The 23,528-nt window shown below is 69.4% G+C and carries 22 protein-coding genes; 11 read left to right on the top strand and 11 right to left on the bottom strand.

The annotated features are described in order from the left end of the window. The 5 genes from BM109_RS30315 to BM109_RS30335 all read left to right on the top strand — a co-directional run bounded on the left by BM109_RS30315 (window position 1) and on the right by BM109_RS30335 (window position 4,892). Window positions 1-1,662, top strand: a complete 1,662-nt coding sequence (locus BM109_RS30315; protein WP_093351284.1) for an FAD-dependent monooxygenase — start codon at window positions 1-3, stop codon at window positions 1,660-1,662. Then, on the top strand, window positions 1,659-1,868 hold the full coding sequence (locus BM109_RS30320; RefSeq protein ID WP_093351286.1) for a DUF2783 domain-containing protein: 210 nt from the start codon (window positions 1,659-1,661) through the stop codon (window positions 1,866-1,868). The genes BM109_RS30315 and BM109_RS30320 overlap by 4 nt, the downstream gene beginning before the upstream one ends. Continuing rightward, a complete protein-coding gene (locus tag BM109_RS30325) occupies window positions 1,865-2,839 on the top strand; it encodes an MBL fold metallo-hydrolase (protein ID WP_093351289.1) in 975 nt (324 codons plus the stop codon). The genes BM109_RS30320 and BM109_RS30325 overlap by 4 nt, the downstream gene beginning before the upstream one ends. A gap of 89 nt (window positions 2,840-2,928) precedes the next feature. Next, complete coding sequence (locus BM109_RS30330) at window positions 2,929-3,912, top strand: Bug family tripartite tricarboxylate transporter substrate binding protein (protein ID WP_093351292.1); 984 nt, start codon at window positions 2,929-2,931, stop codon at window positions 3,910-3,912. A 35-nt stretch (window positions 3,913-3,947) separates the two neighbouring features. After that, on the top strand, window positions 3,948-4,892 hold the full coding sequence (locus BM109_RS30335) for an NAD(P)-dependent oxidoreductase (protein WP_093351294.1): 945 nt from the start codon (window positions 3,948-3,950) through the stop codon (window positions 4,890-4,892). On the opposite strand, the gene BM109_RS30340 is transcribed toward BM109_RS30335, so the two are convergent. From BM109_RS30340 to def, 5 genes are read right to left on the bottom strand one after another with little or no spacing between them, the layout of a single operon-like run. Next, complete coding sequence (locus BM109_RS30340) at window positions 4,876-5,214, bottom strand: AzlD domain-containing protein (RefSeq protein WP_093351297.1); 339 nt, start codon at window positions 5,212-5,214, stop codon at window positions 4,876-4,878. The genes BM109_RS30335 and BM109_RS30340 overlap by 17 nt on opposite strands. Further along, window positions 5,211-5,951, bottom strand: a complete 741-nt coding sequence (locus tag BM109_RS30345) for an AzlC family ABC transporter permease (RefSeq protein ID WP_093351299.1) — start codon at window positions 5,949-5,951, stop codon at window positions 5,211-5,213. Before BM109_RS30345 ends, BM109_RS30340 begins: the two co-directional genes overlap by 4 nt. Before the next feature lie 7 nt (window positions 5,952-5,958). Next, entirely contained in the window at window positions 5,959-6,918 is a 960-nt protein-coding gene (fmt, locus tag BM109_RS30350; protein ID WP_093351302.1) for a methionyl-tRNA formyltransferase, read from the bottom strand. Further along, window positions 6,915-7,403 carry a hypothetical protein gene (locus tag BM109_RS30355; RefSeq protein WP_256222872.1) on the bottom strand — a complete coding sequence of 163 codons (489 nt, stop codon included), beginning with the start codon at window positions 7,401-7,403 and terminating at the stop codon, window positions 6,915-6,917. Before BM109_RS30355 ends, fmt begins: the two co-directional genes overlap by 4 nt. Before the next feature lie 18 nt (window positions 7,404-7,421). Next, a complete protein-coding gene (def, locus tag BM109_RS30360; RefSeq protein ID WP_093351307.1) occupies window positions 7,422-7,943 on the bottom strand; it encodes a peptide deformylase in 522 nt (173 codons plus the stop codon). Window positions 7,944-8,103: 160 nt separating this feature from the next. On the opposite strand from def, the gene BM109_RS30365 reads away from it, so the two are divergent. The 3 genes from BM109_RS30365 (at window position 8,104) to BM109_RS30375 (ending at window position 11,138) form a co-directional block, all read left to right on the top strand. Then, a complete protein-coding gene (locus BM109_RS30365; protein WP_093351309.1) occupies window positions 8,104-9,321 on the top strand; it encodes a LysM peptidoglycan-binding domain-containing protein in 1,218 nt (405 codons plus the stop codon). Window positions 9,322-9,337: 16 nt separating this feature from the next. Further along, window positions 9,338-10,492 carry a DNA-processing protein DprA gene (gene dprA / locus BM109_RS30370; protein ID WP_093351312.1) on the top strand — a complete coding sequence of 385 codons (1,155 nt, stop codon included), beginning with the start codon at window positions 9,338-9,340 and terminating at the stop codon, window positions 10,490-10,492. A gap of 127 nt (window positions 10,493-10,619) precedes the next feature. Next, window positions 10,620-11,138 (top strand): Smg family protein, encoded by a 519-nt coding sequence (locus BM109_RS30375; RefSeq protein ID WP_093351314.1) that lies wholly within the window; start codon window positions 10,620-10,622, stop codon window positions 11,136-11,138. Window positions 11,139-11,161: 23 nt separating this feature from the next. Here BM109_RS30375 and BM109_RS30380 read toward each other — a convergent pair whose 3' ends face one another. The 6 genes from BM109_RS30380 to BM109_RS41355 all read right to left on the bottom strand — a co-directional run bounded on the left by BM109_RS30380 (window position 11,162) and on the right by BM109_RS41355 (window position 21,099). Further along, a complete protein-coding gene (locus BM109_RS30380) occupies window positions 11,162-13,537 on the bottom strand; it encodes a DUF1631 family protein (RefSeq protein ID WP_093351317.1) in 2,376 nt (791 codons plus the stop codon). 165 nt (window positions 13,538-13,702) lie between these two features. Further along, a complete protein-coding gene (gene secF / locus BM109_RS30385) occupies window positions 13,703-14,656 on the bottom strand; it encodes a protein translocase subunit SecF (protein WP_093351319.1) in 954 nt (317 codons plus the stop codon). 12 nt (window positions 14,657-14,668) lie between these two features. Continuing rightward, window positions 14,669-16,561, bottom strand: coding sequence for a protein translocase subunit SecD (secD, locus tag BM109_RS30390; protein WP_093351322.1), 1,893 nt, complete (start codon window positions 16,559-16,561; stop codon window positions 14,669-14,671). Between the two features lie 93 nt (window positions 16,562-16,654). After that, window positions 16,655-16,987, bottom strand: coding sequence for a preprotein translocase subunit YajC (yajC, locus tag BM109_RS30395; protein ID WP_093351325.1), 333 nt, complete (start codon window positions 16,985-16,987; stop codon window positions 16,655-16,657). 348 nt (window positions 16,988-17,335) lie between these two features. Then, window positions 17,336-20,938 (bottom strand): indolepyruvate ferredoxin oxidoreductase family protein, encoded by a 3,603-nt coding sequence (locus tag BM109_RS30400; RefSeq protein ID WP_093351327.1) that lies wholly within the window; start codon window positions 20,936-20,938, stop codon window positions 17,336-17,338. After that, window positions 20,935-21,099 (bottom strand): hypothetical protein, encoded by a 165-nt coding sequence (locus BM109_RS41355; protein ID WP_177239497.1) that lies wholly within the window; start codon window positions 21,097-21,099, stop codon window positions 20,935-20,937. The genes BM109_RS30400 and BM109_RS41355 overlap by 4 nt, the downstream gene beginning before the upstream one ends. 178 nt (window positions 21,100-21,277) lie before the next feature. On the opposite strand from BM109_RS41355, the gene BM109_RS30405 reads away from it, so the two are divergent. From BM109_RS30405 to BM109_RS30415, 3 genes are all read left to right on the top strand, one after another. Further along, complete coding sequence (locus tag BM109_RS30405) at window positions 21,278-21,754, top strand: Lrp/AsnC family transcriptional regulator (protein ID WP_057594358.1); 477 nt, start codon at window positions 21,278-21,280, stop codon at window positions 21,752-21,754. A 111-nt stretch (window positions 21,755-21,865) separates the two neighbouring features. Further along, the gene (locus tag BM109_RS30410) at window positions 21,866-22,636 is read left to right on the top strand and encodes a basic amino acid ABC transporter substrate-binding protein (protein WP_093351330.1); all 771 of its coding nucleotides are present in this window, start codon (window positions 21,866-21,868) and stop codon (window positions 22,634-22,636) included. A gap of 91 nt (window positions 22,637-22,727) precedes the next feature. Then, window positions 22,728-23,498, top strand: coding sequence for an amino acid ABC transporter permease (locus BM109_RS30415; RefSeq protein ID WP_057595865.1), 771 nt, complete (start codon window positions 22,728-22,730; stop codon window positions 23,496-23,498). Window positions 23,499-23,528 lie beyond the last annotated feature (30 nt).

The following is a 23,528-nucleotide window of genomic DNA, read 5'->3' on the forward strand; positions in this document are numbered from 1 at the left end:
ATGGAAGAAAACTTCGCTTTCGCGCCAGCCTACGAACTGCCGAGCTGGCCCTTCGTGCCGCCGCCCGAGCTGGCCAGCGGCCAGGTGGTGCGCCACCCGCTCGTGATCGTCGGCGCCGGCCCCTCGGGCCTCACGCTGGCCTGCGACCTCGCCCAGCGCGGCGTGCGCGCCGTGCTGCTCGACGAGGACGACACCGTCGGCGTGCGCGGCGCCTCCTCGCGCGGCATCTGCTATGCGCAGAAGAGCCTGGAGATCTTCGAGCGCCTGGGCATCTTCGAGCGCATCGCGGCCAAGGGCATCACCTGGTCCTTCGGGCGCACCTTCTCGGGCGAGCAGGAGGTCTACAACTTCAACCTGCAGGCGGCCAGCGTCTCGCGGCAGCCGCCCTTCATCAACCTGCAGCAGTTCTACATCGAGTGGTTCCTGGTCGAGCGCATCCTCGAGCTCGGCCTGACCGACCTGCGCTGGAAGAGCCGCGTGACGCGCGTCGAGCCCCTCGCCGACGGCGTGCGCCTCGAGGTCGAGACGCCCGCGGGCCGCTACACGATCGAGGCCGACCGACTGATCGACGCCACCGGCGCCAACAGCGCGATCCGCACCGGCCTCGGCATCGAGGCCCATGCCTCGCGCAGCACCGACCGCTGGTGCATCAGCGACGTGCGCTTTCGCAAGCCGCTGCCGACCGAGCGCTGGACCTGGGTCGACGCGCCCTTCAACGAGGGCCGCGGCGTCTGGCAGCACCTGATGGCCGACGGCGTCTGGCGCATCGACTACCAGATGCCCGAGGACTGCGACACCGCCTACATCAGCCGGCCCGAGGTGGCGGGCGCGCGGCTGCGCGAGCAGCTCGGGCCGGGCGTGGAGTTCGAATTCGTCTGGATCGGCCCCTACGGCTACCGCGACCACCTGCTCGAGCGCTTCCGCCATGGCCGCGTGTTCTTCATCGGCGATGCCGCGCACGTGGTGAGCCCCTTCGGCGCGCGCGGCGGCAACAGCGGCATCCAGGACGCGGCCAACCTCGGCTGGAAGCTCGCGCTGGTGGCGCAGGGCCAGGCCGGCGACGCGCTGCTCGACAGCTACGACGCCGAGCGCCAGCCGGCCGCGCGCGAGAACCTTCGGGTCACGAGCCGCTCGGCGCGCTTCCTCGCGCCGCGCTCGCCGGCCGAGCACACGCTGCGCCGCGCCGTGGTCGCGCTGGCCGCGCGCTTTCCGTTCGCGCGCGCCCTGGTGAACACCGGGCGCATGTCGGTCGCCAACGACTACCCCGCCGCGCCGCAGTTGCCCGCGGGCGGCCGCACGGTGCAGAACCTGCCGCTGCGCCGGACCGACGGCCGCGAGACCACGCTGATGCAACTGCTGGCCGAGGACACGCGCTGCATCGGCCTGTGGTTCGCGCCGACGGCGGATGCGGCACGGGCCGCGCTCGATGCGACGGCAGGACTGCCGCTGCGCCTGCTCGCGGTCGGTGGCACCGACCACGGCCTGCCCGCGCTGCAGCCCGACGAGCGGCTCGCGGCCCATGTCGGCGCGGGCGAGCCCGGCAGCTTCGTGCTGGTGCGCCCCGATGCCTACCGCGCGCGCGTGCTCGCGCAGGCCACGCCCGAAGCCATCGCCGAAGCCGTCCGCACCGCCCTGGCCCTCCCCCTCGATCCCGCGCCATGAACACCGAACTCCGCATCCCCGATCCCGACGGCTTCTATGCCGCGCTGCTGGCCGCGCACGAAGGTCGCAGCGAGGCGCAGAGCGCCGACCTCAACGCCCGCCTCGTGCTGCTGCTGGCCAACCAGTGCGCCGACCAGGCGGTGCTGCTGGCCTGCATCCGCGCGGCCGCCGAAGAAGAACACTCCACGAGCCCCCACCCCGCATGACCGCCACCGTTTCCTTCGCCTCCGCCTCCGACACCCGCGAGCAGAAGCCGCAACTGCGCGAGCTCGCGCCCGGCGCCTTCGGCTACATCAGCGACTTCGATCCCAACTGCGGCTTCGTGGTCGGCGACGAGCAGGTGGTGCTGATCGACACCCGCCCCACGCCGCGCATGGCGCGCGACTTCCTCGCGGCCATCCGCACGGTGACCGACAAGCCGATCCGGACCATCGTGCTGACCCACTACCACGCGGTGCGCGTGATGGGCGCGAGCGCCTTCGACGAGGTCGAGCAGATCGTCGCGAGCGCGGGCACGCTCGACTGGATCCGCACGCGCGGCCAGGCCGACTTCGATTCGGAGGTGGGGCGCTTCCCGCGCCTGTTCGCGGGCCTCGAGGAGATCCCGGGCCTGACCTGGCCCACCCTGAGCTTCCAGAACGAGATGAGCCTGTGGCTGGGCCCGCGCCCCGGCATCGGCCGCGAGCTGCGACTGATGGCGCTGGGCCGCGGCCATTCGAGCGGCGACACCGTCGCCTGGCTGCCCGATTGCGGCCTGCTGTTCTCGGGCGACGTGGTCGAGAACCACTGCGGCGTGTACGCGGGCGACGCCTACATCGGCGACTGGGCCGGCACGCTCGACGCGGTGCGCGCGCTGCGCCCGCGCGTGCTGGTACCGGGCCGCGGCGCGGTGCTGCAGGGCGAGGCCGCCTGCGCCGAGGCGATCGACCTGACCCAGGCCTTCCTCTCGACCCTGCTCGACAGCGTGCGCGCCGGCATCGCCGCGGGCGAGGCGCTCAAGGGCTGCTTCGCGCGCGCCGAGGCCGCGATGAAGCCGCGCTTCGGCCAGTGGCCGGTGTTCCAGCACGTGCTGCCCTTCGACGTCTCGCGCGCCTACGACGAGCTGCGCGGCATCGAGCACCCGGTGGTGTGGACCGCCGAGCGCGACCGCGAACTCTGGCAGACGCTGCACGCATAGGCCGCCGCGCGGCGCGCGATCTTCCCGCGACGAGGAAGGCGCGCCGCCGCCCCGATTTCCCTGAAGAAAACCACCCCGGAGACAAACCGATGAAGCGCTTCCTGCCCCTGATCGCCCCCGTGCTCGCCGCCTTCGCGCTGGCCGGCGCCAGCCTCGCGTCGGCCCAGAGCGGGCCCTATCCGAACCAGCCGATCAAGTGGCTGGTGCCCTATGCCGCGGGCGGCGGCACCGACAACATCGCGCGCCAGCTCGCCGATGCGATGCAGCCCTCGCTGGGCCAGCCGGTGGTGATCGACAACCGCCCGGGCGCCTCGACCAACATCGCGGTCGGCCTGCTGATGCAGTCGAAGCCCGACGGCTACACGATCATGCAGGCCGAGAACGCGGCGCTGCTGTTCAACGAGCACATGTTCGCCAAGCTGCCCTACAAGCCCGCAAGCGACTTCACCTACATCGGCGCCATCGGCCGCATTCCGCTGGCGCTGGTGGTGCGGCCCGACTTCCAGGCCAAGACCCTCAAGGACTTCGTCGCCTACGTGAAGGCCAACGGCGACAAGACCAACTACGCGTCGCCGGGCATCGGCACGCCGCACCACATGGCGATGGAGCTGTTCAAGCAGAAGGCCGGCCTGTCGATCACGCACGTGGCCTACAAGGGCGGCGCGCCGGCGCTGCAGGACATCATGGGCGGCCAGGTGCCGATGATGATGCTCGACCTCACGGCCGCGTTGCCCTATCTCAAGACCGGCAAGTTGCGCGCGCTGGCGATCGCGCTGCCGCAGCGCGCCAAGGGCCTGCCCGAGGTGCCGACCTTCGCCGAGCTCGGCTATCCGGAAGTCAATGCCTTCGCCTTCCATGGCCTCATCGGCCCGGCCGGCATGCCGCCCGAGGTGGTGAACCGGCTCAACGCCGAGCTGCACAAGGCGCTGCAGACGCCGCGCATCCAGCAGGTGTTCAGCGAGTTCGGCTTCGAGGCGCTGCCCGGTACGCCGAAGGAGTTCCAGGAGATGGCGCGTTCGCAGAGCGCGTACTGGGGCCAGGTCATCAAGACCTCGGGCGTGCAGCTCGACTGAGCACCCTTTTCATCCGACCGTTTCCGCTTTCACTCATGTCCAACGAACCATCCCCCGCTTCGACCGCGCGCGAGCGCGTCGGCTTCATCGGCCTCGGCGTCATGGGCGCGCCCATGGCCGGCCACCTCGCGCGCGCCGGTCACGCGGTCTCGGTCTACGACCTCGCGCCCGGCGCGGCGCAGCGGCTCGCCGAATCGCAGCCCGGCATCACGGCGCGCACCAGCCTGCGCGAGGTGGCCGCGCACAGCGACGTCATCGTGACCATGCTGCCCAACGGCCGCGTGGTGCGCGAGGTGGTGTTCGCCGACGACGGCCTGCTCGCGGGCTGGGCGCGCGGCAGCCTGCTGCTCGACACCTCCTCGGCCGAACCGTGGATCACGCGCGAGACCGCCGCGCGGCTGGCCGAGCACGGCATCGCGATGGTCGACGCGCCGGTCTCGGGCGCGGCCTGGGGCGCGCAGGCGGCCGAGCTGGTGTTCATGGTCGGCGGCGCGCCGGACGACGTGGCGCGCGCGCGGCCGCTGCTCGACGCGATGGGCCGCGCGGTGTTCCACCTGGGCGCGCTCGGCGCCGGCCACACCATGAAGTGCCTCAACAACCTGATCACCGCCGTCACGCTCACGGCCACGGCCGAGGGGCTGGCGATCGGCACCCGCGCCGGGCTCGATCCGGCCGTGATGACCGACGTGCTCAACGAGGCCACGGGCGGCTCGTGGATCACGCGCACGCACATCCACCAGCGCGTGATCAGCCGCAGCTTCGACGATCCGTTCAAGCTCGAGCTGATGCTCAAGGACATGGGCATCGCGGTCGACCTGGCGCGAGAGCTCGGCATGCCGGCGCCGATCAGCGAGGAGGGCCGCCGGCTGTGGCAGCAGGCCGATGCGGCGCGCGGGCCCGGCGTGAGCGTGAGCGAGCTGGTGCGCTGGGTCGAGACCGAGGCCGGCACCGAGATCCGCTCGGCTACCAGCCCCAGATGAGGTGCAGCGGCAGGTACACCGCCATGCCGGCCAGCATGGTGCCGAGCACGCCGCGGCGCCAGTAGTAATAGGCCGCGCCGACCACGGTCGCGTAGATGCGCGCATCGTGCAGCGAGGTGATCAGGTGGCCCTGCGTCATCACGATCTCGGGCGCGATCACGCCGGCCAGCGCGGCGGCCGGCGCGTAGTGCAGCGCGCGGTGCGCCCACTCGGGCAGGCCCCAGGGCCGGTCGAGGATGAAGAAGAAGCAGCGCGTGAGCACGGTGACGCCGGCCAGGCCGACGATCACGGCGAGCGTCCAGAAATCGGTCTCGCCCTTCACTTGTCGTCCTCCGCCTCGGGGTCGAGGCCGAACTGCTTCTCGAGCCAGAAGCACAGCAGCACCGCCACGCCGATGGCGACCACGATGTTGAGCTTGAGCGGCAGCGCATAGGCCGCCACCGCCGTGGCGCCCGCGATCAGTGCCGCGAGGATGCGCAGCCGCGTCGTGGCCATCGAGCAGACGATCGCCACCAGGCTCAGCACGCCCGCGAAGCCCAGGCCCCAGCTCTGCGGGATCAGGTTGGCCAGCGCGATGCCCAGCAGGCTCATGCCCATCCAGGCGCACCAGGTCACGGCGTAGTTGCCCGTGAGGTAGGCCTCCTGCGCGAGCCGTTCCTCGTCGGTGACCGGCGGCGCCGGGTACTGCTTGGTGAACAGCGCATAGCTCATGTCGGCCGTGAGGTAGCCGTGCAGCATGCGGCGCCAGCGCGGCATGTGCATCAGGTAGGGCCGCAGGTGCAGGCTGAAGACCACGAAGCGCAGGTTGACGCAGAAGCCGGTCGCCAGGATCACCCAGGCCGGCGCGCCCGCGAACAGCAGCGGAATGGCCGCGAGCTGCGAGCTGCCCGCGTAGACCAGCAGGGTCATCGCCACGGCCTCGAGCACGCTCATGTTCGACTTGACCATGGCGACGCCGGTCATCAGGCCCCAGGCGCCGATGCCCAGCGCCACGGGGGTCATGTCGCGCACGCCCACGCGGAACTGCGGGCGGCGCCGGATGGCGGCCGACAGGAACATCAGGCGCTCACCCGAACACCTGGCCGGTCTTCAGGTCGAAGCCGCGCAGGAAATCGGCGACGCCCAGGCGCTTGCCGCCCGGTCGCTGGAGCTCGGTGACGGTCACGACCGCATCGGCGGCCGCCACCGCGATGCCGTCGCCGGTCACCGCGAGGATGGTGCCGGGCGCGTCCGACACCGTGCCGGCCACGGCATGCGCGGCCCAGAGCTTGATGGTCTCGTTCTCGAGCGGGCTGTTGGCGCCGGGGAAGGGATCGAAGGCGCGGATGCGGCGCACGATCTCGACGGCGGGCCGCTGCCAGTCGATCAGCGCTTCCTGCTTCTCGACCTTGTTGGCGTAGGTCACGCCCTCGGCCGGCTGCGGCGTGCGCACCAGCCGGCCCTCGGCGGCGCCGGCCAGCGCCTCGACGATCATGCGGCCGCCGAGCGCGGCCAGCCGGTCGTGCAGGCGGGCGGTGTTGTCCTCGCCGATCTCGAGCGCCTCGACCGACAGCATGTCGCCGGTGTCGAGGCCGGCATCCATCTGCATGATCGTGATGCCGGTGCGCGCGTCGCCGGCCTCGATGGCGCGGTGGATCGGCGCGGCGCCGCGCCAGCGCGGCAGCAGGCTGGCGTGGATGTTGAGGCAACCCAGGCGCGGCAGGTCGAGCACCCACTGCGGCAGGATCAGGCCGTAGGCCGCGACCACCATCACGTCGGCACGCGCCGCCAGCAGGGCCTCGCGCGCGGCGGCGGCCTCGTCGGGGTACTTGCCGTCCAGTCGCAGGCTGCGCGGCTGCGCCACGGGCCAGCCCTTGGCCAGCGCGCACTGCTTGACCGGCGAGGCCTGCAGCTTCATGCCGCGGCCGGCCGGGCGATCGGGCTGGGTCAGCACCAGCGCCACGTCGTGGCCGGCGGCCGCGATGGCCTCCAGCGCGACGCGCGCGAACTCGGGCGTGCCCGCGAAAACGACGCGCAACGGGCTCACCGGCGCAGCCGATCGAAGTCGAGGTCGTCGCCCGTGTGGTAGCGCCGCACCACGCCGGCGGGGTCGATGTAGATGTGGAGCAGGCGGCGCTCGTTCACCGACTTGTAGCGCCAGGTCCAGACATTGCCGTCGAAGGAGGTCACGCGGCGGATCTCATAGGGGCGGCCGTAGAAGGCCATGACGTCGTTCTGGCGCCACTTGTCGACCTGGATGTCGTGGTCGAAGCGGCGCTCGTCGAGCACCTGGGTCACCGAGACCACCTTGCCCGCGGCATCGAGGTCGATGTCGGTGACCTCGAAACCGGCCGGCGTGCGCGAGTACTGCAGCCGCTCGCCGCCGCCGTTCAGCGGATAGCGGCCCGTGGGCTCGCCCAGGCGCTGCAGGGTTTCGGCGGCCGAGGTGCCGGGGACGATGCGGGTGGGTTCGCTGGCGCAGCCGGCGAGCACCAGCAGGACGGCGGCGCAAAGAAGGGGCAGGCGGGTCAAGGCACCAACGGCCATCGGTCAGGCCCTGCCTTCGCGCACGTCCTCGCGCTGCTGCTTGAGCAGCTTGTTCTTGATGCGGTTGCGCTTGAGCGGCGACAGGTATTCGACGAAGACCTTGCCCAGCAGGTGATCGAGCTCGTGCTGGATGCACACGGCCAGCAGGCCGTCGGCCTCGATGCTGCGCAGTTCGCCGTCGAGGTCGAGCGCCTGCACCTTGACCGCGGTCGAACGCTCGACGCCGTCGTAGATGCCGGGCACCGAGAGGCAACCTTCCTCGTTGATGACCTTCTCGTCGCTGGCCCAGGTGATCTCGGGGTTGATCAGCACCAGCGGCTGATCGCGCTCTTCGGAGACGTCGATGACCACGATCCGTTCGTGCACGTTGACCTGGGTCGCGGCCAGACCGATGCCATTGGCGTCGTACATGGTCTCGAGCATGTCGGCGACCAGGGTCTTGATGCGCGCGTCCACGCCCTGCACGGGCTTGGCCACCGTGTGCAGGCGCTTGTCCGGGTAACTCAGAATGATTCGTTTGGCCATGAAATCGGGGGGAAGTTGTGGCTATTTTCGCCAATTCGGCGGCCGCGGGCCGCGCGTTTGCCGGATAAACGTTGCCCTTCCGGGGGCTTGGCGCCAGAATTCGTAGCAAATTGTGAGATTCGTATGCGCCACGATACGTCGTGCGCTCACCCATCCAGACATGAAAAAGCTCCCAACCCCGGCCCGCCGCACGAACCTCTCCGCCTCCCTGGCAGTCCTCGCGGTCGTTGCGGCAGGTGGCGTCGGCACCACGGCGGCCTGGGCGCAGAATTATCCGATCACCGCCCAGCAGCGCGCCACGGCCCAGCAGACCGCCCAGGCCGGCGTGCCGCTGAGCGAGCTGGCACCCAATGCGCCCGACGAGTACACGGTCAAGCCCGGCGACACCCTCTGGGCCATCTCGCGCCTGTACCTGCTGCGGCCCTGGCGCTGGCCCGAGCTCTGGGGCATGAACATCAACGAGATCGCGAACCCGCACCGCATCTACCCGGGCCAGGTGCTCTACCTCGACAAGAGCGGCGGCCGCGCCCGCCTCACCACGCGCCGCGGCGCCGGCGGCGAGGGCGGCACCATCAAGCTGACACCGCGCACCCGTTTCGATTCGCTGTCCGGCATGGCGCTGCCCACGCTCAACCCGAGCCTGATCGAGCCCTTCCTCAGCGAGCCGATCGTGGTCGACGAGAACACGCTGCAAGCCGCGCCGCGCATCGTGGCCGGCAACGACAGCCGCGTGCTGCTGTCGCGCGGCGACCGCGCCTATGCGCGCGGCGAGAAGGATTCGCCCCTGGTCGAGGTGCCGGGCCCGCTCCAGAACTACCGCGTGTTCCGCAATGCCACGCCGCTGAAGGACCCCGGCACCGGCGAGATCCTCGGCTACGAAGCCCAGTACCTGGGCAAGGTCCGGCTGCAGCGCGGCGAATCGACCACGGTCGAGACCAAGGACGACAAGGACTACATCACGGTCGTGCCCGCCACCGTCGACGTGATCGCGGCGCGCGAGGAAATCCGCGCCGGCGACCGCCTGCTGCCCGAGCCGCCGCGCCAGCTGCTGAGCTACGCGCCGCGCGCGCCCTCCACGCAGGTCGAGGGCCGCATCGTGTCGGTCTACGGCAACGCGGTGCAGTTCGCGGCGCAGAACCAGGTGGTGGCCATCAACAAGGGCACGCGCGACGGCATCGACAGCGGCCACGTGCTGGCGATCCTCAAGAACGGCGAGACCATCCTCGACCGCACCGGCGAGAAGAAGGAAACCATCAAGCTGCCGAACGAACGCATCGGCCTGCTGATGGTGTTCCGCCCCTTCGAGAAGGTCTCGTACGCGCTGGTGCTCGAAATCAACGACACCCCGCGCGCCGGCGACTTCATCGTCAACCCCTGACCCACCCGGTTCCCGCGTGGACCGCGCAGAACTCGCGGGCTGGCTGCGGCTGTCGATGACGCCGGGCATCGGCGACGGCGCCGCCCGTCGCCTGCTGGCCGCGTTCGGCCTGCCCGCAGACATATTCGCCCAGACCGAGGCCGCGCTGCAGCAGGTCGTGAGCGAGGCCCAGGCCGCGGCGCTGCGGCAGATGCCAGTCAACCTGCAGGCGCTGATCGACCAGACCCAGCTATGGTTGCGCCAGCGCGAGGACGGCGAGGGCGCGGTGGTGCGCCGCATCGTCACGCTCGGCGACCCCGGCTATCCGCGCTCGCTGCTCGAGACCGCCGACCCGCCGCTGATGCTGCACGTGCTGGGCGCCGAAGCCTTCGACCTGACCCAGCTCGACCACAGCCTCGCCGTGGTCGGCAGCCGCAACCCCACGCCGCAGGGCGCCTCGAATGCGCGCGCCTTCGGGCGCGCGCTCGGAGAGGCCGGCTTGCCCGTGATCTCGGGCCTGGCGCTCGGCGTGGACGGCGCCGCGCACCAGGGCGCGCTCGACGCGGCCGATGCCGCGGGCGCCGGGCCGCGGCTCGCCACGGTGGCGGTGGTCGGCACCGGGCTCGACCGCGTCTATCCAGCGCGGCACCGCGAGCTCGCGCAGCGCATCACGCAGCAGGGCCTGATCGTGAGCGAGTTCCTGCTCGGCACGCCGCCGCTCACGCAGAACTTTCCGAAGCGCAACCGGCTGATCGCGGGACTCGCGCGCGGCACCCTGGTGGTCGAGGCGGCGCTCGCCTCGGGCTCGCTGATCACGGCGCGGCTCACCTCCGAGCAGGGCAAGGACGTGTTCGCGATCCCCGGTTCGATCCACTCGCCGCAGTCGCGCGGCTGCCATGCGCTGATCCGCCAGGGCGCGAAGCTGGTCGAGTCGGTGGCCGACATCCTCGAGGAATTGCACCCGCTCGCGCAGCAGCCATCGCCGGACGCCTTCAGGCCGTGGACCGGCGGCACGGACCACGGAGATCCGTTGCTCGAGGCGCTGGGTTTCGATCCGGTGAGTCTCGATGCACTCGGTGCGCGCACCGGCTGGGGTGCGGCGGCGCTGCAGGCCCGCATGCTCGAGCTCGAACTCGAGGGCCAGGTCGCGCGCCTGCCGGGCGGGCTGTTCCAGCGCATGGGCGCGGCCTGAGCACACGAACGCGCACCACCCGCCACCGTCGCGCACGGCCTCGCGAGCGGCCATCGGTATTTACGCCGATCCTTGCATTTGCACCACGCGTCGCGCCGCATCCATCGGCGTGGGCTATATTGGGCCCATGTTCGAAGTGCTCGTGTTTGTCTACGAAAACTACTGGCGCAGCGATGCCTGCCCTGAACCCGAACAATTGAGCCGCAAGCTCAGCGCCCACGGCTTCGAGGCCGAGGAGATACGCGATGCCTTGCAATGGCTCGATGGCCTGAGCCTCGCCACGCAAGGCGTGCAGCTCACGCGCAACGACGAGGAGGGCCGCAGCGTCACGGTCGCATTGCGCAGCAGCGCCGAGGCCACGCGGCCGCAGTCGCCCGATTCGATGCGCGTGTATTCGCAAGCCGAGCAGGAGCACCTGGGCGCCGAATGCCTGGGCTTCATCCAGTTCCTCGAAGGCTCGAACGTGCTGCCCTGCGACATGCGCGAGATCGTCGTCGAACGCGCGATGGCCGCGCCCGGCGCGCCGGTGGCGCTCGACGAGCTCAAGATCATCGTGCTGATGGTGCACTGGAGCACCGGCATCGAGCCCGATGCGCTGGTGCTCGACGAGCTCTGCGAGAACCACGAAGGCCGGCTCGCGCACTGAGCCCTTCGCGAGACGACCTCTCGCTAGTTCAACAGCCGCTCGGGGTTCGCATCGAGCTTCGCGAGCGCCTCGCGCGTGGCGCGCACCGTCAGCGTCTCTTCCTCGGCCGGCACCAGCAGGCCCGCCTGCAGGTAGGACGCGAGCCGCCCGGCCTGGATCAGGAAGCTGCGCCCGTCGGCCGAGGCGAACAGGTGCAGCTGCTTGCGGTCGCTGCGCCAGACGAACTGGACCTGGCTCACGCGGTCGTTGTGGTCGAGCATGAACCAGGTGCCCACCTGCAGCTCGTTGGCCCAGGCCAGCATGTCCTCGGTCGCGCGCGCTCCCGCCGTGTCGGCCACGACCTCGATGGTGCTCGCGTCCACGCCCAGCAGCAGCTCGATGTTGGTGGCGTCGAGCGGCAGGTCGGCGTCGCCGCCGCTGTCGCTCACGAAGTCCTCGAGGTGCGCCAGCCGCTCGGCCATGGCCTCGATCTTGGCCTGCGGGATGGCCTCGGTCTTGAGCATGAAGGCATCGGAGAGCGTCGCGCCGATGGTCTTGATGTAGGCCTCCTGCGGCTCGCCGACGATGCCCAGCAGCGCCATGCCCTGGCGCAGGCGCTGCAGCAGCTGCGGCAGGTCCTGGATCACGCGCGCGCGGTCGGTGCGGCTGGGCTTGGCGCTCGCGGCCCATACCAGTTCGGAGGCGGCGCGCTTGAGCGTCACGGTCTGCTCGTCCTGGCCGCCGTAGCGCAGCGCGGCGATCGCCAGCACCTCGGCCCAGACCTTGAACAGGAACTCGCGGATCTCGTCGCGCACCGGCATGTCGTTGAGCATCTTGCGCAGCTCGATGGTGTACTGGATCGCCATCGTCTCCTTCTGCTCGACCTGCTGCGCCACGCTCATCACGCGCTGCGCGGTGTCGCTCTGCGTGAGGTAGCGGTTGAGGAAGGCGACGAATTCGTCGAACACCAGCTTGAAGACGCGCTGCCCGGTCTCGGGGTACTGCTCGATCACCTGCACCACGCGCTTGATCTCGTTCTCGAGCGCGCTGCCCGAGATCGCGGCCGCGTCGAAGCCCATCACGCACGAGCCCATGCGGTCGATCAGCATGCGCGCGGGATGCTGCAAGGTGCCGAAGAACTCGGGCTCGGCGATGGCCACGCGCAGCACCGGCATCTGCAGCCGCGCGAACCACACGCGCGCCGAGAACGGAATGCGCTCCTCGGCCAGGATGGCCTGGAACATCAGCGCGACGATCTCGACCGTGGCCTTGTCGGCGGTGGTCGGCGCGCGCTTCTTGAGCTCGGTGCTGCGGCGGCGCAGGTCGACCGCGCTCTGCTGGATCATCGTGGCCTGCTCGCCCGCGGCTTCCAGGTACTGGGTGGCGGCCGCGCGGTAGGCGGCCTCGGCGTCGGCGATGGCGCCCGCGAAGGTGCGCGAGAAAGGCCGTGGCGCGCCGAAGTCGACGCCGCCGGCGCTGCCGCGGCCGTCGACGCCGATCGACGAGGCCGGCTGCGTGCTGTTGCCGGTGTCGCCGCCGATGCGGCCGGTGACGAAGCGCTTGAGGTTTAGCAGCGCGGTCTGGGCGCGCTGGCGTGCCGTGGCCAGCGGCGAACCGCCAGCGGGCGCACCGCCGCCGCCGCGCTGGAACGTGCCGGGCACGGACGCCGTCGCCCCCGCCGCGCCGGCTGGCGCCACATGGCCGCCGGGCTGCGCGGCGCCTGGCGCGCCCGGGCCGGTCGCGCCGCCCGAGGCCGCGCCGCCGGTGCGCCGCACGAAGCTCTTGAGGTCGATCTCGGGCATCACGCCGTGGGCGACCAGGTGAGTATTGGCGTCCTCGTAGGCCTTGGCGACCACGTCGACCAGCTGCGCCTGCACCGTGTCCTGCACGCGGGTCCAGAGCTGGCGGCTCAGGCCGGCGGCCAGCCATTGCTCGACCAGCAGCTTGGCCAGGGTCTCGGGCTTGAGCACGTCCTTGCCGTCGAGCTCGCTCGTGCCCTCGAGGTGCTGGATGCGCAGCCGCAGGTCGCTGAGCTCGAAGCTCGCGCGGTCATGGATCATCTGCGCCAGGCGCGAGGAGAGGATGTTGCTTTCCACCACCTCGTCGCCGATCAGCTCGAGCCGCAGCATCTGGGTGTGCGAGGTCGAGGTGTGGAAGCCGCTGGCGCCGCTCTCGCCGAGCGCCTTGCGCCAGCCGGTCTGCGCGAGCGACACCCATTGCGAGGCATTGCCCTGGAACGCCACGAAGTCGTCGCGGTGCTCCTGCATGGCGCGCGCGCTGCCGACCTCGGAGGCCAGCTGGGTCAGGCGGTCGCGGATGGCACGGGCCAGCGGAACGATGGCGCCTTCCGTCGCCAGCACGAAACGCTCACGCGTCTCGCGCGCGAGCTGCAGGGACGAGGCTGATCGCGCAATGCTCATTGAGGAAGATCAGGGGGCAGGTACCGGTTTCACCCGACAGACGCGAGCTTGCATCGGGAAGCGCATCCGCACAAGGGTGCGCTTCCTGTCGCGTTGCATGGGCGCCTCGCGGCGAGGGACGGGCCCGACTTTACCTTGCCCAGCGGATGCCGCAGGGGCGCCGCTTCAGACCACGGCGCCGGCGTTCGGGTCGTCCGGATCGCCGTCGCGCTTGACCGGGCCCTTGATCAGGTCCTCGCGCTTGATGCCGAGCCACATGGCGATCGCCGCCGCCACGAAGCACGACGAATAGATGCCGAAGCAGATGCCGATGGTGAGTGCCAGCGCGAAGTAGTGCAGCGTCGGGCCGCCGAAGAAGAACATCGACAGCACCACCAGCTGCGTGGAGCCGTGGGTGATGATGGTCCGGCTGATGGTCGAGGTGATCGCGTTGTCGATGATCTCGGTGGTCGTCATCTTCCGGTAGCGCCGGAAGTTCTCGCGGATCCGGTCGAAGATCACGACCGACTCGTTCACCGAGTAGCCCAGCACCGCCAGCACCGCCGCCAGCACCGCGAGCGAGAACTCCCACTGGAAGAAGGCGAAGAAGCCCAGGATGATCACCACGTCGTGCAGGTTGGCCAGCACGGTGGCGAGCGCGAACTTCCACTCGAAGCGGAACGCCAGGTAGATCATGATCCCGACCACCACCATGCCCAGCGCCTTCAGGCCATTGGTGGTGAGCTCCTCGCCCACCTGCGGGCCGACGAACTCGATGCCGCGCTGCGTGGCGGAAGGGTCGATGGCCTTGAGCGCGGCCATCACCGGCACGCTCTGCTGCTCGGCGCTCATGCCCTGGCGCGCCGGCAGGCGGATCTGCACGTCGCGCGAGCTGCCGTAGTTCTGCACCAGCACTTCCTGGTAGCCGAGCTTGCTCACGGCATCGCGGATCTTGCCGACGTCGGCGGGCTGCGAATAGGCCACCTCCATCACGGTGCCGCCCGTGAACTCGACCGACAGGTGCAGGCCGCGGTGCATCAGGAAGAACACCGCCAGCGCGAAGGTCGCGAAGGAGATGATGTTCAGCACCAGGGCATGGCGCATGAACGGAATGGTGCGGTGGATGCGGAAGAACTCCATGGCCTTCTTTCCTTACTTGGCTTCGGCCACGGACGTACCGTCGGCGGTATCGGTCTTGGGGCGCCAGACGGTGCCGATCGACACGCTCTTGAGCTTCTTCTTGCCGCCGTACCAGAAGTTCACGATGCCGCGCGAGAAGAACACGGCCGAGAACATCGAGGTCACGATGCCCAGGCAGTGCACCACCGCGAAGCCGCGCACCGGGCCGGAGCCGAAGGCCAGCAGCGCGATGCCCGCGATCAGCGTGGTCACGTTGGAGTCGAGGATGGTGCCCCAGGCGCGGTCGTAGCCGGCGTGGATGGCCGCCTGCGGCGAGGCGCCGTTGCGCAGTTCCTCGCGCACGCGCTCGTTGATCAGCACGTTGGAGTCGATCGCCACGCCGATCGCGAGCGCCATGGCCGCGATGCCGGGCAGCGTGAGCGTGGCCTGGATCATCGACAGCAGCGCCACCAGCAGCAGCAGGTTGACCGCCAGCGCGATCGACGAGAACAGGCCGAACAGCGCGTAGTAAACGCACATGAAGACCATGATCGCCAGGAAGCCGTACATCACGGACTTGATGCCCTTGTCGATGTTGTCGGCGCCCAGCGTCGGGCCGATGGTGCGTTCCTGGATGATTTCCATCGGCGCGGCCAGCGAGCCGGCGCGCAACAGCAGCGCGAGGTCGTTGGCCTCGGTCACGCTCATCGAGCCCGAGACCTGGAAGCGGTTGCCCAGCTCGCCGTTGATCGAGGGAGCCGTGAGCACTTCGCCCTTGCCCTTCTCGAAGATCATCATCGCCATGCGCTTCTTGTAGTTCTCGCGGCTGACGTCGCGCATGATGTTGCCGCCCTTGGCGTCCATCGTCAGGTCGACCTTGGGCTGGTTGCTCTGCTGGTCGAAGCCGGGCTGCGCGTCGGTGAGGTTCTCGCCGGTGACCAGCACCTGCTTCTTGACGATCACCGGGCGGCCCGCGCGGTCGAAGAACTTCTCCGAACCGAAGGGCACCGGCCCGCCGCTGAGCTCGGCCGCGCGGCCTTCGGACGATTCGTCGACCAGGCGCATCTCGAGGGTGGCGGTGCGGCCGAGGATTTCCTTGGCCTTGGCCGTGTCCTGCACGCCCGGCAGCTGCACGACGATGCGGTCGATGCCCTGCTGCTGGATCACGGGTTCGGCCACGCCGAGTTCGTTGATCCGGTTGTGCAGCGTGGTGATGTTCTGCTTGAGCGCGGCGTCCTGCAGGCGGCGCGCGGCCTCGGGCTTGATGGTGGCAACGAGGCGCCAGTTGCTGCCGTCCGGACCGTCGGTGGTCGTGAGGTCGGGGAACTGGTCCTGGATCAGCTGCTTGGCCTTTTCCAGCGCCGCGGCGTCGCGGAAGCTCACCTCGACGGCCTGGCCGTTGCGGCTCACCTGGGTGCCGCGGATGTCCTTCGAGCGGAAGTTGGTGCGCAGGTCGCTCGCGAAGGATTCGGCCTTCTTGTCGATGGCGCCCTTCATGTCCACCTGCAGCAGGAAGTCGACGCCGCCGCGCAGGTCGAGCCCCAGGTACATCGGGAAGGCATGCAGCGCCGTGAGCCACTTGGGCGAGCGCGACACCAGGTTCAGCGCCACCGTGTAGGGTGGGTCGGCGGCGTCGGGCACCAGCGCATGCTGGATCAGGTCGCGCGCCTTGAGCTGCTCGTCGGGGCTGCCGAAGCGAGCGCGCAGCGAACCGCCATCGAGCGTGATCAGATCGGGCACGAGGTCGCCCGCCTTCAGGGCCTCCTCGACGCGGGTCTGGGTGGCGCTGTCGACCTTGACGGTCGACTTGGCCGACGAGACCTGCACCGCAGGTGCCTCGCCGAAGAAATTGGGCAGGGCATAGATCAGCCCCACGAGCAGCACGATCACGATGATCGCGTACTTCCAGACCGGGTAACGGTTCATGAGATCGCGCTTTTCAGAGACGGCAGGAACGGGACACGGCGTGACTTGAGGTCCGGGGCAACGAAGCGCAAGACCGGGCCACGCTTTTCTTTCTTATTTGACGGCGCCCTTGGGCAGCACCTGCACCACCGCGCTGCGCTGCACCTTGATCTCGACGCCGTTGGCGATCTCGAGGCCCAGGTACTGGTCGCCGACCGAGGTGATCTTGCCGAGCACGCCGCCGGCGGTGGCGACTTCATCGCCCTTGACCAGCGCCTCGATCATCGCGCGGGCTTCCTTCTGGCGCTTCATCTGCGGGCGGATCATGACGAAATACAGCACCACGAACATGAGCACCAGGGGGAGCATGCTGCCCAGCGAGGACAACATGTCGCCACCTCCGGCAGCGGGAGCGGCGGTCTGGGCGAAAGCGGTAGAAATGAACAAGGAAGTCTCCAACAGAGGGAAGAGGTAATGACTCCGGCGCGAGCCGCGCTCGGGGTTCGGCGGCACCAGGGCCTTCGCACCAGGGCCTTCGAACGGGCCAAGGGTCAACGGGCACGGGCCGCGAATCGAAGCCAGGCGGGGCTTGGCCGCCGCACAGCACCGGGCATTGTATTCGTGGCGAAGCGCCGCTCCGCGCGCTTATCCGGCGCGGGGCGGTGGGCATTCGGTGTTTGGGAGGCGCTCCTGGATTGCTATGTTTTGAATAGCATCGATCCTAAGCGGTGCCTGTGACAGCACGGTTTCGGCGCCAGGCCCGCGGGCCCGGCGCCGGCGCGGCCGGGCCAGCGCTCAGGCTGCCGCGCGCTCGGCGCGGGGCTGGCGCCACTTGGCCAGCAGCTCGTTCCAGCGCAGGCGCGCGGCCTCGAGGTTGCGTTCCTTCACGTGGCCATAGCCGCGGATCTGCTCGGGCAGCGCCGCGATCTCGAGCGCCAGCGCATGGTTGTCGGCGCGCAGCGCGCCGATCACCTCGTCGATGCTCGCGCGGTACTCGCCGATCAGCGCGCGCTCGGTCTTGCGCTCCTCGGTGCGGCCGAACACGTCGAAGGCGGTGCCGCGCAGGCCCTTGAGCCTGGCCAGCAGCCTGAAGCCCGTCAGCATCGAGGGGCCGAACTTCTGCTTCAGCAGCTGGCCCTTGGCGTTCTTCTTCGCGATCAGCGGTGGCGCGAGGTGGTAGTTGAGCTTGAAGTCGCCCTCGAACATGCCCTCGATGCGCTCGAGGAAGGCGCGGTCGGTGTGCAGCCGCGCGACCTCGTACTCGTCCTTGTAGGCCATGAGCTTGAACAGGTAGCGCGCCACCGTCTCGGTCAGCGCGGTCTTGCCGGTCAGGCTGCTCTCGGCCTGCTGCACCTTGGCGACGAAGCGGCGGTACTCGTCGGCATAGGCCGCGTTCTGGTAGCCGGTCAGGAACTCGACGCGGCGCGCCACCAGGCTGTCGACGCTCTCGCGCTTCTTGAACTCGATCACCTGGCCGGGACGCACGCGCTTTTGCAGCTCGTCGGGCCGCACGGCGGCCTGGCGGCCCCATTCGAAGGCGGCCTTGTTGTTCTCGATCGCCACGGCATTGAGCTCGATCGCGCGCATCAGCGACTCGTGCGCCAGCGGGATCCAGCCCTTCTGCCAGGCGTAGCCCAGGATCATCGGGTTGACGTAGATGGTGTCGCCCATCAGCGCGGTCGCGGCCGCGTCGGCATCGAAGGCGCCCACGCCCTCGGCGCCCACGGCGCGCGCGATCTCGGCGGCACAGGCGTCCTCGGGGTTCTGCCAGTTGGCGTTGCGCACGAAGGCGGCCGTGGGCGCGCTGTGCGTGTTGAGCGCCACGTGGGTGCGGCCCTCGCGCATGCGCGCCATGGTCTCGCCGTTCACCGACACCAGCGGGTCGCAGGCCAGGATCAGGTCGGCCGCCGCCGTGCCCACGCGGGTGGTGCGGATGTCGCCCTGGGTGTCGCCGATCAGCACGTGGCTCCAGGTGGCGCCGCCCTTCTGCGCCAGGCCGGCCGCGTCCTGCGTGACGATGCCCTTGGCCTCGATGTGCGCGGCCATGCCCAGCAGCTGGCCGATGGTGATCACGCCGGTGCCACCGACACCGGCCACCACCACGCCCCAGACCTTGCCGCCGGCCAGCGACGGGATCGCGGGCTCGGGCAGCAGGCCGAACTCGGCCGGCGTGGCCGCCTTGTTCTTCGCCTTCTTCTTGAGCTGGCCGCCCTCGACGCTGACGAAGCTCGGGCAGAAGCCCTTGAGGCAGCTCATGTCCTTGTTGCAGGTGCTCTGGTTGATCGTGCGCTTGCGGCCGAACTCGGTCTCCAGCGGCTCCACGCTCAGGCAGTTGCTCTGCACGCCGCAGTCGCCGCAGCCCTCGCAGACCAGCTCGTTGATGACCACGCGCTTGGCCGGGTCGACGGCCGTGCCCCGCTTGCGGCGGCGGCGCTTCTCGGTGGCGCAGGTCTGGTCGTAGATGATGGCCGTGGTGCCGGGCATCGCGCGGAACTCGCGCTGGATCTCGTCGAGCAGGTCGCGGTGCTTGACCTGCACGTGGTCGCCCGGGATGCTGACGCCCTCGTACTTCTCGGGCTCGTCGGTCACGATCACGACCTTCTTGGCGCCCTCGGCATGCAGGCTCTCGGCGATCTGCAGCACCGAATGGCCCTCGGGGCGCTCGCCCACGGTCTGGCCGCCGGTCATCGCGACCGCGTCGTTGTAGAGGATCTTGTAGGTGATGTTCACGCCGGCCGCGATGCTCTGGCGGATCGCCAGCAGGCCGCTGTGGAAGTAGGTGCCGTCGCCGAGGTTGGCGAAGATGTGCTGGTCGGTCGTGAACGGCTGCTGGCCCACCCATGGCACGCCCTCGCCGCCCATCTGCGTGAAGCCGATGGTGGAGCGGTCCATCCAGGTCGCCATGAAGTGGCAGCCGATGCCGCCCATGGCACGCGAGCCCTCGGGCACCACGGTGCTGGTGTTGTGCGGGCAGCCCGAGCAGAACCAGGGCTGGCGCGCGTCCTTCACGCCCTCGGCCTGGATCACCTGCATCGAGCGCTCCTTGGCCTCGAGGATCGCGAGCTGCGCGTCGATGCGCGCCGCCATGTCGGAGCCCGCGGGCAGCAGGCCCGTCTTCTTGAGGCGCCCGGCAATGGCCTTGGCGATCAGCGCCGGGTTCAGGTCGGCGTTGGCGCGCAGCAGCGTGTGGGCGGTCGGGTTGGGCATCGACCATTCGCCGCCCGAGTAGCCCTCGGCCGCGTGCACCTCGCCCTCGTCGAACTTGCCGACCACGTTGGGCCGCACGTCGGAGCGCCAGTTGTAGAGCTCTTCCTTGAGCTGGTATTCGATGACCTGGCGCTTCTCCTCGACCACCAGGATTTCCTGCAGGCCGGTCGCGAACTCGCGCGTCAGCTGCGCCTCGAGCGGCCACACCACGCCCACCTTGTGCAGCCGGATGCCGAGCTGGCGGCAGGCCGCGTCGTCCAGGCCCAGGTCGATCAGCGCCTGGCGGGTGTCGTTGTAGGCCTTGCCGCTGGCCATGATGCCGAAGCGGTCGTTCGGGCCCTCGATCACGTTGTGGTTGAGGCGGTTGGCGCGGATGTAGGCCAGCGCGGCATACCACTTGTAGTGCATGAGCCGGGCTTCCTGCTCCAGCGCATGGTCGGGCCAGCGGATGTGCAGGCCGCCGGGCGGCATCTCGAAGTCGGTCGGGATCACGATGTCGACGCGCTCGGGGTCGATCATGGCCGTGGCGCTCGACTCGACGATCTCCTGGATCGTCTTCATGCCCGACCACACGCCCGAGAAACGGCTCAGCGCGAAGGCGTGGATGCCGAGGTCGAGGATTTCCTGCACGTTGGCCGGGAAGAACACCGGCGTGCCGCAGGCCTTGAAGATGTGGTCGCTCTGGTGCGCCGCGGTCGAGCTCTTGGAGATGTGGTCGTCGCCGGCCACCGCGATCACGCCGCCCCAGGCGGTGGTGCCCGCCATGTTGGCGTGCTTGAAGACGTCGGAGCAGCGGTCCACGCCCGGGCCCTTGCCGTACCAGATGCCGAAGACGCCGTCGAACTTGTTGGTGCCCTGCGGCGAGAAGCCCAGCTGCTGGGTGCCCCACAGCGCGGTGGCCGCGAGCTCTTCGTTCACGCCGGGCTGGAAGACGATGTTCTGTTCCTTGAGGAACTTGCTGGCCTTCCACAGCGCCTGGTCGTAGCCGCCCAGCGGCGAGCCGCGGTAGCCGCTGATGAAGCCGGCCGTGTTCTTGCCGACCTGCTTGTCGCGCAGGCGCTGCAGCATCGGCAGCTTGACCAGGGCCTGGACCCCGCTCATGAATGCGCGCCCGTAGTCGAGGCTGTATTTGTCGTCGAGCGTGACGGTTTCTAGCGCGCGGCGGATGTGCTCGGGCAGCGGGGCGTTCATACGGTACTCCCTTCGCAAACATGCTCGCCGCCAAATCCAGTGCGTCCGGCGACGCCGTCCGCGCCGTACTTGTGCCTTCGGCGCAACCCGCGTTGCGGGTTGTCGTCGAGCGTGACGGTTTCTAGCGCGCGGCGGATGTGCTCGGGCAGCGGGGCATTCATGTCTGTCGTCTCCGTGGTGGCAGGGCCTTGTGGGCCTGGCTGATAGGTGCGGGTCTGTGCCCGGTCGGGCGCGAGCCCATGATCACGCAAAGTGTATGCCGGGGTCCGCGACAGGTGTTTGCTTTCCATGCCCCCAAAAAGCCACTTCCAGAAAGAAGATTGCTTAATATCGAGGCTTATGGAAAGCATTGACAAGTTCGACCTTGCCATCCTGCAAGAACTGCAGACCGATGGCCGCCTCACCAACGCCGAGCTTGCGCAGCGCGTGGGCCTGTCGGCCGCGCCCTGCTGGCGCCGCGTGCGCGCGCTGGAAGAGGCCGGCTTCATCAAGGGCTACCGCGCCGAGATCGACCGGCACAAGATAGGGCTGGGCGTGCTCGCTTTCGTGCGCGTCGACACCGAGCGCGTCACCAACGAAGCGACCCGCAAGCTCGAGGACGCCATCCGCAAGATGCCCGAGGTCGTGGCCTGCCACTACATCAGCGGCACTGGCACCTTCGAGCTGCAGGTGGTGGCGCGCGACCTCGACGGTTTCTCCGCCTTCGCGCGGCAGCACCTGATGAACCTGCCGAACGTGAAGGACCTGCACACCAGCTTCTCGCTCGGCGAGGTGAAGGCGAGCAGCGCGCTGCCGCTGGGGCACCTGGCGAAGTAGCGGCCGCGAGGGCCCGACGGGACCGGCGCCGATGGGCGACGGAACCCGCCGCCCGCCAGCCTAAAATCCTCGCCCACCCCAACCGCCACCCGGCGCACCCGAGGACTCCGCATGACCCCCACCCGCCGCGCCCTGGCGCTTGGCTTTGCCGCCGCCGTGCTGGCTTTCGGCGCCCTGGCGCCCGCCCAGGCGCAGAACCGCGAACTGACCGTGGCCTCCAGCGCCACCTATGCGCCGTTCGCGTTCGAGAACAAGGACAAGCAGATCGTCGGCTTCGACATCGACATCATCAACGCCATCGCGAAGCAGCAGGGCCTGAAGATCAAGATCGTGAACACGCCATTCACCGGCATCTTCGGCGCGCTCAACAACGGCGACGTCGACCTCGTGATCTCGGGCGTGACGATCAACGAGAAGCGCAAGCAGAGCTACGACTTCACGCCACCCTACTTCGCGGCGCGCCAGCTGATCGCGCTGCCGAAGAACAGCACGGTCGCCTCGCTCAAGGACCTCACGGGCAAGAAGATCGCGGTGGTGAGCGCCTCGACGGCCGACGACATCGCATCGCGCGAGTTCGGCAAGACCAGCCCGAACATCCGCCGCTTCGAGAGCACGCCGCTGATCATCTCCGAGCTGGCCGGCGGTGGCGTCGACGCGGCGATGGGCGACAACGGCGTGATCGCCTACCGCGTGTCGCAGAACCCCGATCTGAAGACCGTCGACGACAAGTCCTTCCCCGAGGAAGGCTTCGGCATCGTGGTGAAGAAGGGCGACAAGGCGCTGCTCGACAAGCTCTCGGCCGGTCTGGCGGCGATCCGCGCCGACGGCAGCTACGTGACGATCTACAAGAAGTGGTTCAACAAGGACCCGAACGTGCGCTGAGCCGCACGGCCCCCGTTCTGCTCCCACGGCCGCGCTTCGCGGCCGTTTCGTTTTTCTTTTCGTTCGTTTCTCTGCATTGAAGGAAGCCGCCATGGAACAACCGGTGTTGCTGTTCGGATGGTTCCGCTGGGACATCCTGGTCGAATACAAGGACCTGTTCTGGCAGGGCGCCTGGATGACCTTGCGCATGACGGTGGTCTGCGTGCTGCTGGGCGCGAGCTGGGGCCTGTGCCTGGCGCTGGCGCGGCTCGCGCAACCGCGGCACGCACCCTGGACCTGGGTGGCGCGCTTCTTCCTGCGCTGGCCGGCCACGGTGTACGTGAGCTTCTTCCGCGGCACGCCGCTGTTCGTGCAGATCCTGCTGATCCACTTCGCGGTGATGCCGGTGTTCATCCACCCCACGTCCGGCCTGCTGATCGACGGCGAGCTCGCGCGCACGCTCAAGCAGGAGCACGGCGCGCTGATCTCGGGCGTGGTGGCGCTCACGCTCAATTCCGCGGCCTACATCTCCGAGGTGTTCCGCGCGGGCATCCAGTCGATCTCGCGCGGCCAGTTCGACGCCGGCCGCTCGCTGGGCTTCAACCCGGCGCAGGTGATGCGCTACGTGGTGCTGCCGCAGGCCTTCCGCCGCATGCTGCCGCCGCTGGGCAACAACGCGATCGCGCTGCTGAAGGACACCTCCCTGGTCTCCGCCATCGGCCTTGCAGAGCTGGCCTACGCGGCGCGCACGGTGGCCGGTGCCTATGCGCGCTACTGGGAGCCCTATCTCGCGATCTCGGTGATCTACTGGGTGATGACGCTGGTGCTGACCACGCTGCTGCGCCGGCTCGAGCACCGGCTCGCGCGCAGCGACCGCGGCTGACCACGAACTGACCAGCTCGGGGCCTCGCGG

The sequence above is a fragment of the Variovorax sp. PDC80 genome, assembly GCF_900115375.1.
Taxonomy (GTDB): domain Bacteria; phylum Pseudomonadota; class Gammaproteobacteria; order Burkholderiales; family Burkholderiaceae_C; genus Variovorax.

What these genes read in the sequence shown, in the direction of transcription:
- BM109_RS30375 (WP_093351314.1), top strand. Translation starts at nt 10,620, where the DNA reads ATGTTCGAAGTGCTCGTGTTTGTCTACGAAAACTACTGGCGCAGCGAT.
- BM109_RS30410 (WP_093351330.1), top strand. Translation starts at nt 21,866, where the DNA reads ATGACCCCCACCCGCCGCGCCCTGGCGCTTGGCTTTGCCGCCGCCGTG.
- BM109_RS30315 (WP_093351284.1), top strand. Translation starts at nt 1, where the DNA reads ATGGAAGAAAACTTCGCTTTCGCGCCAGCCTACGAACTGCCGAGCTGG.
- secF (WP_093351319.1), bottom strand. Translation starts at nt 14,656, where the DNA reads ATGGAGTTCTTCCGCATCCACCGCACCATTCCGTTCATGCGCCATGCC.
- BM109_RS30400 (WP_093351327.1), bottom strand. Translation starts at nt 20,938, where the DNA reads ATGAACGCCCCGCTGCCCGAGCACATCCGCCGCGCGCTAGAAACCGTC.
- BM109_RS30345 (WP_093351299.1), bottom strand. Translation starts at nt 5,951, where the DNA reads ATGTTCCTGTCGGCCGCCATCCGGCGCCGCCCGCAGTTCCGCGTGGGC.
- def (WP_093351307.1), bottom strand. Translation starts at nt 7,943, where the DNA reads ATGGCCAAACGAATCATTCTGAGTTACCCGGACAAGCGCCTGCACACG.
- BM109_RS41355 (WP_177239497.1), bottom strand. Translation starts at nt 21,099, where the DNA reads ATGAATGCCCCGCTGCCCGAGCACATCCGCCGCGCGCTAGAAACCGTC.
- secD (WP_093351322.1), bottom strand. Translation starts at nt 16,561, where the DNA reads ATGAACCGTTACCCGGTCTGGAAGTACGCGATCATCGTGATCGTGCTG.
- BM109_RS30415 (WP_057595865.1), top strand. Translation starts at nt 22,728, where the DNA reads ATGGAACAACCGGTGTTGCTGTTCGGATGGTTCCGCTGGGACATCCTG.
- BM109_RS30330 (WP_093351292.1), top strand. Translation starts at nt 2,929, where the DNA reads ATGAAGCGCTTCCTGCCCCTGATCGCCCCCGTGCTCGCCGCCTTCGCG.
- BM109_RS30405 (WP_057594358.1), top strand. Translation starts at nt 21,278, where the DNA reads ATGGAAAGCATTGACAAGTTCGACCTTGCCATCCTGCAAGAACTGCAG.
- BM109_RS30365 (WP_093351309.1), top strand. Translation starts at nt 8,104, where the DNA reads ATGAAAAAGCTCCCAACCCCGGCCCGCCGCACGAACCTCTCCGCCTCC.
- BM109_RS30335 (WP_093351294.1), top strand. Translation starts at nt 3,948, where the DNA reads ATGTCCAACGAACCATCCCCCGCTTCGACCGCGCGCGAGCGCGTCGGC.
- BM109_RS30325 (WP_093351289.1), top strand. Translation starts at nt 1,865, where the DNA reads ATGACCGCCACCGTTTCCTTCGCCTCCGCCTCCGACACCCGCGAGCAG.
- BM109_RS30380 (WP_093351317.1), bottom strand. Translation starts at nt 13,537, where the DNA reads ATGAGCATTGCGCGATCAGCCTCGTCCCTGCAGCTCGCGCGCGAGACG.
- BM109_RS30320 (WP_093351286.1), top strand. Translation starts at nt 1,659, where the DNA reads ATGAACACCGAACTCCGCATCCCCGATCCCGACGGCTTCTATGCCGCG.